This window comes from Halomonas sp. GD1P12, assembly GCF_025725645.1.
Classification (GTDB): domain Bacteria; phylum Pseudomonadota; class Gammaproteobacteria; order Pseudomonadales; family Halomonadaceae; genus Vreelandella.
Genome location: NZ_CP107007.1, coordinates 1,931,907 through 1,946,929, shown reverse-complemented (window position 1 = coordinate 1,946,929; position 15,023 = coordinate 1,931,907). Strand labels below are relative to the sequence as shown.

At 61.6% G+C, this 15,023-nt stretch carries 11 protein-coding genes; 4 read left to right on the top strand and 7 right to left on the bottom strand.

Translation table 11 applies throughout. The features are described 5' to 3' along the window. The first annotated feature begins 97 nt into the window (after positions 1–97). Positions 98–2,845 (top strand): bifunctional acetate--CoA ligase family protein/GNAT family N-acetyltransferase, encoded by a 2,748-nt coding sequence (locus OCT39_RS09080; RefSeq protein WP_263584163.1) that lies wholly within the window; start codon positions 98–100, stop codon positions 2,843–2,845. Between the two features lie 60 nt (positions 2,846–2,905). On the opposite strand, the gene pdxH is transcribed toward OCT39_RS09080, so the two are convergent. The 4 genes from pdxH to OCT39_RS09060 form a co-directional block, all read right to left on the bottom strand. Next, a complete protein-coding gene (gene pdxH, locus OCT39_RS09075; protein WP_263584162.1) occupies positions 2,906–3,550 on the bottom strand; it encodes a pyridoxamine 5'-phosphate oxidase in 645 nt (214 codons plus the stop codon). 71 nt (positions 3,551–3,621) lie between these two features. Beyond that, the gene (locus OCT39_RS09070; RefSeq protein WP_263584161.1) at positions 3,622–4,011 is read right to left on the bottom strand and encodes a DUF2069 domain-containing protein; all 390 of its coding nucleotides are present in this window, start codon (positions 4,009–4,011) and stop codon (positions 3,622–3,624) included. After that, the gene (wrbA, locus tag OCT39_RS09065) at positions 4,008–4,631 is read right to left on the bottom strand and encodes an NAD(P)H:quinone oxidoreductase (protein WP_263584160.1); all 624 of its coding nucleotides are present in this window, start codon (positions 4,629–4,631) and stop codon (positions 4,008–4,010) included. Before wrbA ends, OCT39_RS09070 begins: the two co-directional genes overlap by 4 nt. Next, positions 4,628–5,212 (bottom strand): gamma-glutamylcyclotransferase family protein, encoded by a 585-nt coding sequence (locus OCT39_RS09060; RefSeq protein ID WP_263584159.1) that lies wholly within the window; start codon positions 5,210–5,212, stop codon positions 4,628–4,630. Before OCT39_RS09060 ends, wrbA begins: the two co-directional genes overlap by 4 nt. Before the next feature lie 150 nt (positions 5,213–5,362). Between OCT39_RS09060 and smrA the strand changes: the two genes are divergently transcribed. After that, complete coding sequence (gene smrA / locus OCT39_RS09055) at positions 5,363–5,977, top strand: DNA endonuclease SmrA (protein ID WP_263584158.1); 615 nt, start codon at positions 5,363–5,365, stop codon at positions 5,975–5,977. 90 nt (positions 5,978–6,067) lie between these two features. Here the strand turns inward: smrA and OCT39_RS09050 are convergent, their stop codons facing one another. From OCT39_RS09050 to metH, 3 genes are all read right to left on the bottom strand, one after another. Then, on the bottom strand, positions 6,068–6,616 hold the full coding sequence (locus OCT39_RS09050) for a DUF934 domain-containing protein (protein WP_263584157.1): 549 nt from the start codon (positions 6,614–6,616) through the stop codon (positions 6,068–6,070). After that, positions 6,606–8,261 carry a nitrite/sulfite reductase gene (locus tag OCT39_RS09045; RefSeq protein WP_263584156.1) on the bottom strand — a complete coding sequence of 552 codons (1,656 nt, stop codon included), beginning with the start codon at positions 8,259–8,261 and terminating at the stop codon, positions 6,606–6,608. Before OCT39_RS09045 ends, OCT39_RS09050 begins: the two co-directional genes overlap by 11 nt. A gap of 179 nt (positions 8,262–8,440) precedes the next feature. Beyond that, positions 8,441–12,157 carry a methionine synthase gene (gene metH, locus OCT39_RS09040; RefSeq protein WP_263584155.1) on the bottom strand — a complete coding sequence of 1,239 codons (3,717 nt, stop codon included), beginning with the start codon at positions 12,155–12,157 and terminating at the stop codon, positions 8,441–8,443. Positions 12,158–12,437: 280 nt separating this feature from the next. On the opposite strand from metH, the gene nfuA reads away from it, so the two are divergent. Together nfuA and OCT39_RS09030 are read left to right on the top strand one after the other, a co-directional pair. Beyond that, a complete protein-coding gene (gene nfuA / locus OCT39_RS09035; protein ID WP_263584154.1) occupies positions 12,438–13,040 on the top strand; it encodes a Fe-S biogenesis protein NfuA in 603 nt (200 codons plus the stop codon). 320 nt (positions 13,041–13,360) lie between these two features. Further along, positions 13,361–15,001 carry a BCCT family transporter gene (locus tag OCT39_RS09030; RefSeq protein WP_263584153.1) on the top strand — a complete coding sequence of 547 codons (1,641 nt, stop codon included), beginning with the start codon at positions 13,361–13,363 and terminating at the stop codon, positions 14,999–15,001. The last annotated feature ends 22 nt before the right edge of the window (positions 15,002–15,023 follow it).

Genomic DNA, 15,023 nt, shown 5'->3' with positions numbered 1-15,023 from the left:
AGGCGCTCCATTCAATGTCAGGCTACCTTAATCGCTATGAGTGCGTGCGCGACACTGATCATAAGTCGTACATGAAATACCCCCAGGAGATGCGTTCGTGAGCACCCGCTTTTTACATCACTTTTTCGAGCCGCAAACGATCGCCGTCTTTGGCGCCTCTGAAAAGCCGGAGTCTCTGGGCGGGCTGGTGCTCGGCAATCTTCAGGAGGGTGGGTTCAAAGGTAAACTTTGGGCGGTCAATTTAAAAGGCTACGACGAGGTTTTCGGCGTTCCCTGTTTCAAAGGCGTCGATGAGCTTCCCGAGCCGCCGGGGCTTGCGGTGATCTGCTCGCCGGTGGAAGGGGCGCCCGGGCTCATCGAAAAGCTCGGTCGCAAGGGCGTCAAGGCGGCGCTGGTACTCTCGGGCGGGGCGTATCTCGATCGCGAGCAGGGCAGCGAAGGCTCGATTCGAGAGCAAATGCTTCAGGCCGCTCGTGTCTCGGGCATTCGCGTGCTGGGCCCGGAGTGCATGGGGCTGATCGTGCCCAGCAAAAAGCTCAACGCCTCCTACGCCAGCCAGCCGGTCAAGCCCGGGCGGGTGGCGTATCTGGGCCAGTCCGGGATGCTCGCTAACGCCATGATCGACTGGGCGGCGGGGCGCGAAGTAGGCTTTTCTCACCTGATCAGCGTGGGTGATAGCGTCGATGTGCTGCTGCCGGATCTGATCGACTACGTGAACCAGTTCTCGCCGGCCCAGGCCATCTTGCTCCACCTGGAGCGTATCAAGGACGCGCAGCACTTCATGACGTCGGTACGCGACGCCTCGCGTAACCGGTTGGTGCTGGCGATCAAAAGCGGGCGCACGCCGGAGTCGGATATCTCCGGTATGGCGCCGACGCCGGGTATCACCCACCGGGACGTGGTGTTCGATGCTGCCTTCGCCCGTGCCGGCGTCGTGCGCGTCAACGATTCCGACGAGCTCTTCGACGCGCTGGAGACGCTTTCACGCATGCGCCCGCTGCGCGGCGACCGCCTTGCGGTGGTCTCCAACGGCCTTGGCCCGGCGATGCTCGCCATCGACAAGCTCATCAGCGCCGGCGGCACACTCGCACGCTTTAGCGATGAAACCCAGGCCGCGCTGACCGAGCGTAAGGTCGATCGCAGCAAGCCCGGCGAGAACCCGGTGGATCTGGGCGGCAACGCCACCCCCAGGCGCTTCGTCGAGGCACTGGAGATCGTCACCGCCGACCCTAACGTGGACGCGGTACTGGTCGTCCATGCGCCGACCCGCCTGGCGCCGTCGGTCGAAACCGCCCAGGCGCTGATCGACAGCCGCAAACGCTTCAAGCGTAACCTGCTGACCAGTTGGATGGGCCTCAAGGAGGCGCTCAAAGCGAGAAGCACGTTTAGCGCCGCGGGTATTCCTACCTATATTTCGCCGGAAAAAGCGGTCAAGGCGTTCATGCACATGGTCGACTACCAGCGGGTACAGGCGCTTTTGCACGAGATTCCGCCCAGTTTGACCTTCGACACTCGCGCCGCTGACCGTCAGGCCTGCCGGGAACTGATCGCGAAAGCCAAGGAACAGCGCCGCTACACGCTCACCCACTCGGAAACCGCGACAGTGCTCGAGGCCTACGGTATCCCCACCGCGCCGAGCGTCTATTTGCAAAACCCGAGCGATGCGCTCAAGGAGCAGGGGCACTTCGCCGGCCCCAAGGCTCTAAAGGTGGTACACGATGGCAACTGCCACCCGTACCGTTACCGCCGCCACCCGCACAAGATTTCTGCCGGGCTGCTGCAGGATCTGGTCACCCCAAGCCAGGTCGCCGAAGGCGTTCAGCGTCTGGGCGACAAGGTGCGCGAGAAGTTTCCCGAGTACACCATCCAGGAGTACTGCCTGCAGCCCATGCAGCGCGGCAAACACTCGATGCAGATCTGTGCGGGCATCACCCGTGATCCGGTGTTCGGCCCCTTGATCGTGTTCGGTATCGGCGGCTACAAGGTGAACGTGTTGGCGGATCGCCAGGTGGCGCTGCCGCCGCTCAACATGAGCCTCGCCGCGGACATGGTGGGGCGCACCCACGCCGCCTCGCTGATTCGCGAACACTCGGGCGAGGCGGAGCGCGATATCGAGCGGCTCTGCCAGTTGCTGGTCAAGCTTTCGCAGATGGCTTCGGATCTGGTTGATCTGCGCGGGCTCGAGCTCAATCCGCTTTTGTTGAACCGCGATGGGCTGCTCGCGGTCGATTTCGCCATGGATCTGGGCCCGCCGGCGCGCTTTGCGATCATGCCGTATCCGGAGGAGCTTCGTGAGTGGGTCACGCTCAAAAACGGTTGGCAGGTCGAGGTGCGCCCGATTCGCGCCGAGGATGCGCCGCTGATTACCCGCTTTCACACTCGGCTTTCCGAGGAGAGCATCCGGTTTCGCTACTTCCACAACAAGTCGAACCTGTCCCAGCGAGATCTGTCGATCCTTTCGCACATCAACTACGACCGCCAGATGGCGTTCATCGCCGAGCACCAGCACGATGACGGTAGCAAGGAGATGCTGGGGGTGGTACGGGTCTACAACGACGCCGACAACCTGCGGACCGAGTTCTCGATCATCGTGCGTGACGATCTGCAGGGGCTGGGAATCGGTAAGCTATTGATGGAAAAAATGATCAGCTACTGCAAGAGCGTGGGCACCATCGAAATGATCGGCAAGATCATGATGGATAATCATCCGATGCGCGCGCTGATGAAACATCTGGGGTTCACCAGCCGCTACAACATGGACGAGCAGGTGATCGACGCCGTCCTTCGCCTCAACGAGCCGGACAGCGATTGGCAGCGCCATCGCCTTGAAAGCCTGCCGGATTGAGCTGCATCAAAAACGCCCCTGGCAGCCCAAGGCGGGCAGGGGCGTTTGTCGATGCGGGTATCAAGGCGCGAGGCGAAAGCGGCTCCAGGGGCCGTCGTCCTGGCGCTCGAAGCGTATCCGATCGTGCAGGCGGCTGGGTTGGCCCTGCCAGAACTCGATCATGTCCGGCTTGATGCGATAGCCGCCCCAGTGGATCGGCCGCGGTATCGTTTGGCCATCGTAGGCATGCTCAAAACGTACCTGGCGCTCCTCGATCCATTTGCGATCCGGGATCACCACGCTTTGGGTCGCGATCCAGGCGCCCAGCTGACTACCTCGCGGCCGGCTCTGAAAGTAGGCGTCGGACTCTTCAGGCGCGACTTGCTCGACTGCGCCCTCGACCCGTACCTGGCGAGAAAGCCCCGGCCACCAGAACGTTGCCGCCGCGAAGGGCACGTTGGCAAGCTCGCTACCCTTATGGCTGTGGTAGTTGGTGTAAAACGTCAACCCTTGGGCATCAACACCTTTTAACAGCACCACGCGGGCGTGAGGACGGCCCTGGCTGTCGGCGGTGGCCAGCGTCATGGCGTTGGCGTCCTGGCCATCGCTTTCGAGAGCGGCTTCAAACCACTGGTCGAAAAGCGTGAAGGGATCGTCCGGCATGGCGGCTTCTTCCAACAGCCCGCCTTCGTAGTCACGCCGAACATCGGCAATATTACGGTTCATGATCGCTGCTCCCTGAAGCGTGGTTGAGTGTCGTTATTTTGATCGGTGTCGTCGTTTTTTCATCGAGCCGGTCAGCGCGACACCTTTCGCGCGCCAAACCGGGCATAGCCCAGCGAGCCGAAAAACAGCGCGGCAGCGGCGGCGATTTCAAGCGCCCCGCGCAGAAACTGCCCGGTGGCCGCGGCAAACATCACGCCCTGGGCGATATACAAAAGGCTGACGAAGGCGAGCCAGGCATGGCCCCGGGGCCGCTTGCCGATGATCGACGGCAAAAAGAGTAGCAGCGGCAAAACAAAAGCCAGTACCGGGCGCCAGCTGTACTCGTCGCCCTGGACCTGAAAACCGCGCAGCATCACAAGCCCCAGCAGTACCACGAAGCTGATCAACACCAGCCGGCGCGTTTTTTGGCTCAGCGCCTCGCGCCCGTGACGGCGCTCCAGATCGAGAAGCCACTGCCTCATGAGGACGCCTCGCGAAGCGCCTCTAGCGCCACCGCCAGCCGCGCCACACGTCTGCCCTGGGCGACGCACAGGGCGCGCTCGTGCTCATCGATCACGCGATCGCTGCGCCCACCCGCCACGTGGCTCGCCCCATAGGGCGTGCCGCCGGTTTGGGTCTCGATCAATTCGGTTTCATTATAGGGGATGCCCGCGTAGACCATGCCGTGGTGCAAAAGCGGCACCAGCATGGTCAAAAGCGTGCTCTCCTGACCGCCGTGCATGCTCGAGGTCGAGGTGAAGCAGGTGGCGGGCTTGTCGATCAGCGCGCCGTTCATCCAGAGATTGCTCGTGGTATCGAGAAAGTATTTGAGCGGGGCGGCCATGTTGCCAAACCGGGTAGGGCTTCCCAGTGCCAAGCCGCTGCAGTGGCGCAGATCCTCAAGGTCGGCGTAAATGGCGCCTTCTTCCGGCACCTCGCTTTCCACGGCTTCGGTCGTGGGCGAAACCGAAGCCACCGTGCGAAGCCGCGCCTTGATACCCGCCACGCTTTCGACCCCCGCCGCGACCTGGCGCGCCATCTCCCGCGTGGCGCCGGAGCGCGAATAGTAAAGCACCAGAATATAGGGGGTGTTGTCGCTCATGAGGTTTCCTTGAAAAGCCGAGTCTTGGCGCGCGGATCAGTTGCGTCGTTTGCCGCCGGCCAGTGGTAGCCCGGCAGGTCCGGGGCGCCTGAACCGGCAAGCACCATTCGCTTATATCCTACCAGAGCCTGCTCGTTGGGCGCAGCTGCGTTGGCTGATGCTTGTTCGGCCAGGCGCCGGTAAACCCAGGCCACCTCGCCGCTTTCGAGCTCGACCTCTTCACGGCGGTAGCGAACGCCCAGCCGCTCATAGCGGTCGAGTCGCGAAAGCTGCTGGGGCGTAACGGTTAGCAGAAGCCCTTGAACCGTGCCCTGCGGGGCCGGCGAAAGGTCGAGGCCATTTTTGGTGAAGCCTTTTAGTGCGTCGGCTTGCGCTTCGCCACCGGTATGCATCACCACCCAGCGCACCGGAGCAAAACGCAGCGTGCCGTAAACGAACACCTGGTGGCTTCGCTGCTCGATAGGCGCAATATGGGCCGGGCGCTCGTAAAACCAGGGGCTTAGCATGGTCATCCAGAGCCACATCGCCACGCCCAGCACGACGAGTAGCCCCAGGGCCAACCCCCTTTTTATCCAGATCATGTTCTATCCTTGTAGTGTCCGCCGTCCCTGCATGATGCAAAACGTGTCATGCAAGATAGCCCATGAAAAGAGAGTCTTGAAAAGAGAGCCCTTAAGCCCGGCGCCGCTTTATGCCAGGATATCGATTGCACCCACTCCGAGGAGCCCGCCATGAATCAGCCACTTCGTGATGATTTTCGTGAAGACTTTCGTGAAGACATGGATTTTCGCGCTTTTGTCGGTGATGTGAAACCCCTGGCGAAGGGCCGCCGGGCGGATACGGGCGACCGGCGCTCCAGGCCCTCCGAGGCGCAGCTGGCCCGGCGAGAAAGCGCCGAGGCGGCTATTGATCAGAACAACTTTCTGTCCGACGACTTCGTCGATCTATTGCCGCCGTTCGACCCGCTCGAGTACCGCCGCGAGGGTATCCAGCAGGGCGTGGTCGATAAACTCAAGCACGGCGGCTACCCCGTTCAGGCGCAGCTCCACCTGCTCAGGCGCCCGCTCGCCGAGTGCCGGCGGATGCTCTTTCCCTTTATCCAGGACGCTTTTGGTCATGATCTGCGCTCGGTGATGATCGTTCACGGCCGCGGGCGTGAGATCGACAGCCCCGCCAACGTGCTGCGCTCGTATCTGGCCAAGTGGCTTTGCCAGTTCGACGAGGTGCAGGCATACGTTTCGGCGCAGTCTTCCGACGGGGGGCTCGGGGCGACCTGGGTAATGCTGCGCAAAAGTGACCGCGCCAAGGCCAACAACCGCGAGCGCCAGCAAAAGCGCCGCGGCTAACGCGCTCAATGCGCAACGACAAAAAAGGCAGCCCGTAGGCTGCCCTTTCGATTAGCGGCCAGAAACGCGCCGCTCGGTTTTATAAAGCGTTTACTCTGCAGCGGCCAGGCGGCGCTCGAACAGCGCTGAGCGCGTCTGGACATCGGTCTGATAGCGCACGCTGAACGCACTGAGCGCGCGCAGGGCGGTTTCCGGATCCTGATCTTGGCGCAGCGCCATGGCGTTGAAGCCGCAGCGCTCCATGTAGTTGAGCTGATCGATCAGCACATCGCCCACCGCGCGAAGCTCGCCCGTAAAGCCGTAGCGCTCGCGCAGAAGCCGCGCCAGGCTGTAGCCGCGCCCGTCGGTGAAGGCGGGGAAGTCGATCGCCACCGCGTGAGCCTTTTTCAGCTCTTCACCCAGCGCCGGTGTAAGCTCGGTGTCGCTGGTCAACAGCGGGGCGAGGTCGGTGTCACCCAAGTGCTCGCGCCAGAGCGCCAGCGGTACGAACGCCGGCAGCTGCTCGGGCAGGGCCTCATCGTCATACGAGACGCACCAGGCGTTCTCGGCGGCGAGCTCGCCGTCATTGATCAAATGGTCGACGTGAACCGGCGCCGGGGCGGTATCCTGTGCCGCGGCGTCTTTGGCATCAGTGGGCATACACGCGCTCCTTGAAGGGTTTCAGGCCGATGCGGCGGTAGGTATCGAGAAAGCGCTCGTCCTCGTGGCGCTCGGCCACGTACACTTCGAGCACTTTTTCGACCACGTCAGGCACGTCTTCGCGGAAGAACGACGGGCCCAGAATCTTGCCAAGCGAGGCGTCGTCGGTGGAGTTACCGCCGATCGAGACCTGATAATACTCCTCGCCTTTTTTATCGACCCCGAGAATGCCGATGTGGCCGACGTGGTGGTGGCCGCAGGCGTTCATGCAGCCCGAAATATTGAGATCGATCGGGCCCAAATCATAGAGGAAATCCAGATCCTCGAAGCGCTCCTGCAGCGACTGGGCGATCGGGATCGAGACCGCGTTGGCCAAAGAGCAGTAATCGCCGCCGGGGCAGCAGATGATGTCGTTGAGCGTGCCGACGGTGGGGTTGGCCATGCCGAGCGCCTCGAGCTCGTGCCAGAGCGTTTCGATCTCGTCGACCGGCACGTCGGACAGCACCAGGTTCTGTTCGTGGGTCACGCGAATTTCGCCGAAGCCATAACGGTCGGCCAGATCCGCGACCGCGTCCATCTGATCGGCGGTCACATCGCCCGGGGCGTGCTCGCGGCGCTTGAGCGAGAGCGTTACCGCCTTGTAGCCCGGCACCTTGTGGTCGGTCACGTTGTTGGTGACAAAGCGCGCAAAGGCGCGGTTCTCGCCGCGTAACGCCTCGAAAGCGTCGATTGAGCTTTGTGCCACTTCGCGGCGCTCGGGCTCGGGGAAGTGGCGTTTGGCGTCATCCACCGCGGCCTGGTTCAGCGTCTGCGGGCCGTCTTTCAGATGCGCCCACTCCTCTTCGACGCGGCGGCGATACTCTTCGACGCCCAGCGCCTTGACCAGAATCTTGATGCGCGCCTTGAACTTGTTGTCGCGGCGGCCGAACTGGTTATAGACGCGAACGCAGGCCTCGAGATAGGTGAGCAGGTGCTGCCAGGGCAGGTCCTCGCGTACGGTTTCGGCGATCATCGGCGTACGGCCCAGCCCGCCCCCGGCGAGTACCTTCACGCGTAGCTCGCGGTCTGCGTTGTACCAGAAGCGCAGGCCGATATCGTGAACCTGAATTGCCGCGCGGTCGTGACTGGCGCCGCTGACCGCGATCTTGAACTTGCGCGGAAGGTAGGCGAATTCCGGGTGCAGCGTGGACCACTGGCGAATCAGCTCGCACCACGGGCGCGGGTCTTCGACCTCGTCGTTGGCGATACCGGCGAACTGATCGCTGGTCGTGTTACGAATACAGTTGCCGCTGGTCTGGATGGCGTGCATCTGCACCTTGGCGAGCTCGCCCAGAATGTCCGGCACGTCTTCCAGCGCCGGCCAGTTGAGCTGCAGGTTCTGGCGCGTGGTGAAGTGGCCGTAGCCACGGTCGTAGCGCCGCGTGATCTCGGCCAGCGCTTTCAACTGATGGCCGGCGAGCATGCCGTAGGGAATGGCGATGCGCAGCATCGGCGCATGGCGCTGAATATACAAACCGTTTTGCAGGCGCAGCGGGCGAAATTCCTCTTCTCCGAGCTTGCCGGCCTGGTAACGCTCCATCTGATCGCGGAACTGAGCGACCCGCTCATCGACGAGCGTTTGGTCGTGAATATCGTAACGGTACATGTGCACGGTCCTGCATGGCGAAATGGTCACGTCGAGACGGACGGTCGAGTACCGCCACCTTAACGCAGATCGTCATATTCTATGAAAGAATATATAATTATCTTTTTATTCTTGAATGATATTTATAAAGCGTATGCACGCCGGCACCGGTTGTAAAGCCGGCGCCGGGTGGCGGCACTTCAAACCGCGGCGCTGGCCGCCGGTTCCGGCTCGTAGGAGAGCACTGGCGAGAGCCAGCGCTCGAGCTCCTCGAGGCTCATGGCCTTGCGCGCCGCCAGCGCCTCGACCTGGTCGCGAGTAATCTTGCCCGTGGAGAAGTACTTCGACTGCGGGTGGGCGAAGTACCAGCCGGACACCGCCGCGGCTGGCCACATGGCGAAGTTCTCCGTCAGCGCCAGCCCGGTGTTCTCGGTGGCATCCAAAAGCCTGAACAGGGTCGCCTTCTCGGTGTGGTCGGGGCAGGCCGGATACCCCGGCGCCGGGCGAATGCCCTGGTACTTTTCGGCGATCAGCGCGTCGTTATCGAGCGTTTCATCTTTCACGTAGCCCCAGAACTCCTTACGCACGCGCTCGTGGATGCGCTCGGCAAACGCCTCCGCCAGCCGGTCGGTGAGTGCCTGGACCATGATCGCGCTGTAGTCGTCACCGGCTTTTTCATAGGCTTTCGAGAGCTCATCGACGCCATGACCGGTGGTGACCGCAAAGCCGCCGATCCAGTCGGGTTTGCCGCTCTCCCTGGGCGCGACGAAGTCCGCCAGGCTGTAACAAAGCCCGTCGCGGCCCTTGGTGGTCTGCTGGCGAATATGGTGCAGCCGCTCGACGACCTGCTCGCGGCTTTCATCGGCGTAGACCTCGATCACATCGTCATCGACCGTGTTGGCCGGCCACAGCCCGATTACCCCGCGGGCGTGGATATGGCCCTCGGAGAGCAACTTCTCGAGCATCACCTGGGCATCCTCGAACAGGTTGCGCGCCGCCTCGCCGACGACTTCATCGTTGAGAATCTTCGGATACTTGCCGGCGAGCTGCCAGCTCATGAAAAACGGCGTCCAATCGATGCGCTCCACCAGCTCACGCAAATCGTAGTTTTCGAACACGGTGATGCCGGGCTGCAAAGGGGGGACGGGCGTCACCTCGTTCCAGTCGGTCTTGAAGCGGCGCTTGCGCGCCTGGGTGTAGTCGAGATCCGCCGCCTTGGGTCTGCGCTTGGCGTTGCGCTCGCGCACCACCACGTACTCATCGCGAATGCTCTGGACATACTCCGCCTTCAGGCTCGGCGTCAACAGCCGCCCGGCCACGCCGACGGCCCGCGAGGCGTCGGTGACGTAGATCACCGGGTGCTCGTACTGCGGCTCGATCTTCACCGCGGTGTGCGCTTTCGACGTGGTGGCGCCACCGATCAGAAGCGGCAAATCCATGCCGCGGCGCTGCATCTCCTTGGCCACGTGAACCATCTCGTCCAGCGACGGCGTGATCAGCCCGGAGAGGCCGATGATATCGGCATTGTGCTCTTCGGCGGCCTTGAGGATCTTTTCGGCGGGCACCATCACGCCCAGGTCGATCACCTCATAGTTGTTGCACTGGAGCACCACGCCGACGATGTTCTTACCGATGTCGTGAACATCGCCTTTTACCGTGGCCATGACGATCTTGCCCTTGGCCTGGGTGTCCTCGCTCTTTTCCGCCTCGATGTAGGGAATCAGATACGCTACCGCCTGCTTCATGACGCGGGCGGATTTAACCACCTGTGGCAAAAACATCTTGCCGGCGCCGAACAGATCGCCGACCACGTTCATGCCGTCCATCAGGGGGCCTTCGATCACCTCGATGGGGCGCGCGGCCTGGGCGCGGGCCTCTTCGGTGTCGGCTTCGATGTGGGCGGTGATGCCCTTGACCAGCGCATGCTCGATGCGCTTGTTCACCGGTAGGCCGCGCCACTCCAGGTCCTCCTTTTTCGGGCCGCTGCTGCCGTCGCCCTTGTACTCGTCGGCAATGTCCAGAAGGCGCTCGGTGGCGTCATCACGGCGGTTGAGCACCACGTCCTCGACCGCGTCGCGAAGCTTGGCCGGCAGGTCGTCGTAGACCGCGAGCTGGCCGGCGTTGACGATGCCCATGGAAAGACCGTTCTTGATCGCGTGGAACAAGAACACCGAGTGGATCGCTTCGCGCACCGGGTTGTTGCCGCGAAAGGAGAACGACACGTTGGAGACGCCGCCGGAGATCATGGCGTGGGGCAGGTTCTCGCGAATCCAGCGGCACGCTTCGATGAAGTCCACCGCGTAGTTGTTGTGCTCCTCGATGCCGGTGGCGATGGCGAAGATGTTGGGATCGAAGATGATGTCCTCGGCGGGAAAGCCGATTTCATCGACCAGCAGGCGATACGCTCGTTCGCAAATTTCGGTCTTGCGCGCGAAGGTGTCTGCCTGGCCTTCCTCATCGAAGGCCATGACCACGATCGCCGCACCGTAGCGCATGCACTTGGTCGCCTGCTCGCGAAAGGCGGCTTCGCCTTCCTTCAACGAGATCGAGTTGACGACCGCCTTGCCCTGCACACACTTGAGCCCGGTTTCGATGATCTCCCATTTGGAGGAGTCGATCATGATCGGCACGCGCGCGATGTCCGGCTCGCCGGCGATCAGGTTCAGAAAACGCTCCATGGCTTCCCGGGATTCGAGCATCCCTTCGTCCATGTTGATATCGATCACCTGGGCGCCATTTTCCACCTGCTCCAGCGCCACCTCGAGCGCGGTGGTGAAGTCCTCTTCGACGATCAGGCGCTTGAAGCGCGCTGAGCCCGTGACGTTGGTGCGCTCGCCGACGTTGACGAACAGCGAGTCCGCCTCGATGTTGAACGGCTCGAGCCCGGAGAGTCGGCACGCCGTCGAGCGCTGCGGGATTTGACGCGGCGCCACATCACGCACCGCGTCAGCAATGGCGCGAATGTGTTCCGGGGTCGAGCCACAGCAGCCGCCGATGATGTTGACCAGCCCGCTTTGGGCGAACTCGCCGACGATGGCGGCCATCTCTTCCGGGGTCTGGTCGTACTCGCCGAACTCGTTGGGAAGCCCGGCGTTGGGGTGCGCGGAGACATAGGTGTCGGCGCGGGTCGAAAGCTCTTCGAGATAGGGGCGCAGCTCCTCGGCGCCAAGGGCGCAGTTGAGCCCGACGGTCAAGGGCTTGGCGTGGCGCACCGAGTTCCAGAATGCCTCGGTGGTCTGGCCCGACAGCGTACGCCCGGAGGCGTCGGTAATCGTGCCGGAGATCATCACGGGAAGGCGCTTGCCCAGATCCTCGAACAGCACTTCGAGCGCGTAGATCGCCGCCTTGGCGTTGAGCGTGTCGAAGATCGTTTCGATCATGATCAAGTCGCTGCCGCCATCGATCAGCGCCGCCGCGGCTTCATAATAGTTCTCGTACAGCGCATCGAAGGTGACGTTGCGCTTGGCCGGATCATTGACGTCTGGCGAGAGCGAGGCGGTGCGCGAGGTCGGGCCCAGCACCCCGGCCACGAAGCGAGGGACGCCGGTCTCTTCGGTCACCTCGTCACACACCTGGCGCGCAAGCCGTGCGGCTTCGCGGTTGAGCTCGATTACCAGCTCCTCCATGCCGTAATCGGCCTGGGAGAGGCGGGTGCTGTTGAAGGTGTTGGTTTCGAGTATGTCCGCGCCGGCCTCGAGGTAGTCGCGGTGGATGCGCGCGACCAGTTCGGGCTGGGTCAGCGCCAGCAGGTCATTGTTGCCCTTGAGATCCGATGGCCACGCCTTGAAGCGCTCGCCACGGAACTCCGCCTCGCTGAGCGCTGCGTTTTGCAACATGGTGCCCATACCGCCATCCAGAAGCAGGATGTTTCGGGAAAGACGTTGGGTGAGCGATGCGGTCATATCTCGTAAAGCCATGGCGAAGGGGAGTCTCCAACAGCGCAATCAGGGAAGTTCGGCGCGAACATCGACGCAAATGGCACTTATCATATCAAACGCGCTTGATCGGGGCAGCACTCGGGGCGTCAACTGGCCAGGCTTTCGCGCCAATATCGATGGTAAAAGGGCTGGCAAGAGCTGCAGGAACTAATAGTTTACTAAAATGGTCGGGATTGTGTCCGCAGTCGGTTTTGCATACCATAGAGGCAAATGACATGTGACGCGGCACCGCCGCTACCACAGGAGGATGAGACCGCTCATGACCACGACTATCGAAGCGCCCGGCATCGACATCACCGATAGCGCCCAGGACTATCTTGCGGAACTGCTGGAAAAGCAAAACGTGGATGGCATTGCGGTGCGTATCTTCATCACCCAGCCCGGCACCCCCTACGCGGAAACCTGCCTGGCTTACTGCCGCCCAGGCGAAGAAGAGCCTACGGACGTGCTGCTCGAGCTCGAGAAGATCAACGTCTATCTCGACAAGAACAGCTTGGCGTTTTTGGAAGAGGCAGTGGTGGATTTCAACGCCGACCGCATGGGTGGACAGCTCACCATCAAGGCGCCCAACGCCAAGATGCCCAAGGTGAATGCGGATAGCCCGCTGGAAGATCGCATCAACTACGTGCTCTACAGCGAGATCAACCCGGGTCTTGCCGCTCACGGTGGCGAGATCAAACTGATCGAGCTGACCGACAAGAAGGTGGCGGTTCTCGCCTTCGGCGGCGGCTGCCAGGGCTGCGCGGCGGTGGATTTGACATTGAAAGACGGCGTCGAGAAAACCCTGATCGAGCGCATTCCGGAACTCGCCGGTATCCGCGACGTGACCGACCACTCGGATACGACCAACGCTTACTACTGATACGTGTCTGTAAATGGTCGGCTGAGGTTGTAGGCGTTTTTACTGCCTTATCGAACACGCTTGACAGTGAAAAGCGCCCCGCCATTGCGGGGCGCTTTTTTTAGCGCTTGGGTCACCGGTATCGATCACGCTGCTCCGGTCGACAGCGGGATTTTAACCGACAGTCAACGCTTGGCTGCGTCAGAAAATTGATAAAACGGCGCCCGGTAGTATGGTTGAGTAGAGACGTGCGACTTGGGTTTCGCTCTCTTGAGCCCAATCACTAATAACTCTTAACTCTACCAACACGTTCGGGAGACAGGATCATTAAAACGTCGTCGATGTTATCCAACATTCACAAGCCGATCTTTTTCGGCTCGCTAGGGCTTTTGCTGCTGGTAACGCTACCCTTGATTCTCTTTCCAGAAGTGGGGCGTGTGTGGGTCATGGCGGCGCAGGCGTTCGTGTCGCGTAATTTTGGCATGCTCTACTTGGGAATGGGGCTCGCGTCACTAGGCTTCATGATCTATATCGTGTTCAGCGACATCGGTCAGATCAAGCTCGGCGATATCGATGCCGAGCCGGAGTTTTCGCTGCTCTCCTGGGGGGCGATGCTGTTTGCCGCCGGGATCGGCGGGGCGGTGGTGTTCTGGGGCATGGTGGAGTGGATGTACTACCTTCAGTCGCCGCCGTTTCATCTCGAGCCGTTTTCCGAGGAGGCGACCGCTTGGGCGGCCACTTATGGCATGTTCCACTGGGGGCCGATCGCCTGGTCGATCTATCTCGTACCGGCGCTTCCCATGGCGTACTTTCTTCATGTGCGCAAGAACAAGGTGCTGCGCATCAGCGAAGCGATTCGCCCGGTACTGGGAGAGAAACTCGCGCGAAGCTGGCTGGGCAACGTCATCAATATTCTGTTCATCTTCGGTATGCTGGGCGGCGGCGCGACTTCATTGGGCATTCTGGTACCACTGATCAATGAAGGACTGGGCAACCTTTTCAATTTCACGCCCAATGCCTTTAGTCAGATTCTGGTGCTGATAGGTACCACGGCGCTCTTTGCCGCCAGCGCCTGGCGCGGCCTCAAGGGCGGTATCGAGCTTCTGTCCGACATCAACATGTGGCTGGGTCTTGGTGTGCTGCTGTTCGTTCTGGTGGCCGGCCCCACGGTGTTCATTCTGGAGACCGGGCTCAACTCGATCGGCCTGATGCTGAGCAATCTGGTGCGCATGGCGACCTGGACCGAACCCTTCGGCGCGCTTGGCGGTTTCGAGGAGACAGGCTTCTCACGTAGCTGGACGATTTTCTACTGGGCCTGGTGGCTGGTGTTCGCACCTACGGTCGGGCTTTTCATCGCGCGTATTTCCAAGGGGCGTCGGATCAAGACCATGGTCGCGGGATCGATCTTTTTCGGGTCGCTGGGCTGTGCGCTATTTTTCATCATCCTGGGTAACTACGGGCTCTACCTGCAGTTGAGCGGCACCCTGGACGTCATTCAGATCATGAACGACAGCTCCGCCAACGCGGCGTTCTACGCGGTGCTCGGCGAATTGCCGCTGACCTGGCTGGTAACGGCGGCGGTCGTGATACTGCTGTCGATCTTTACCGCAACCACCTTCGACTCCATTGCCTACATTCTCTCGTCCGCGGCGGAGAAGAACCTGGAGGAGGAACCGGGGAAATTCCACCGCCTGTTCTGGGCGTTCACGCTGTCGTTTCTGCCCATGTCGCTGCTGTTTTTGGGCGGGCTCGAGACGCTGCAAACCGCCAGTATCGTTAGCGGCGTACCGCTTTTGTTGATCGCGGTGCTGTTGATGATGTCGATGGTGCGCGCGGCAAAGTACGATCTGCGCTACCAGCCGGACTATTCGGATCCCGAGATCAATATCGAGGAGTTTCCGGAGAACGATCCCTGGAGCGAGGAAGGCAGCTGGGAGCTGCCCGATGAAGCCGAGGACGAGGCGCCAAAACCGCAAACCTGAGCGTCTGGTTTTAATCGGCTCG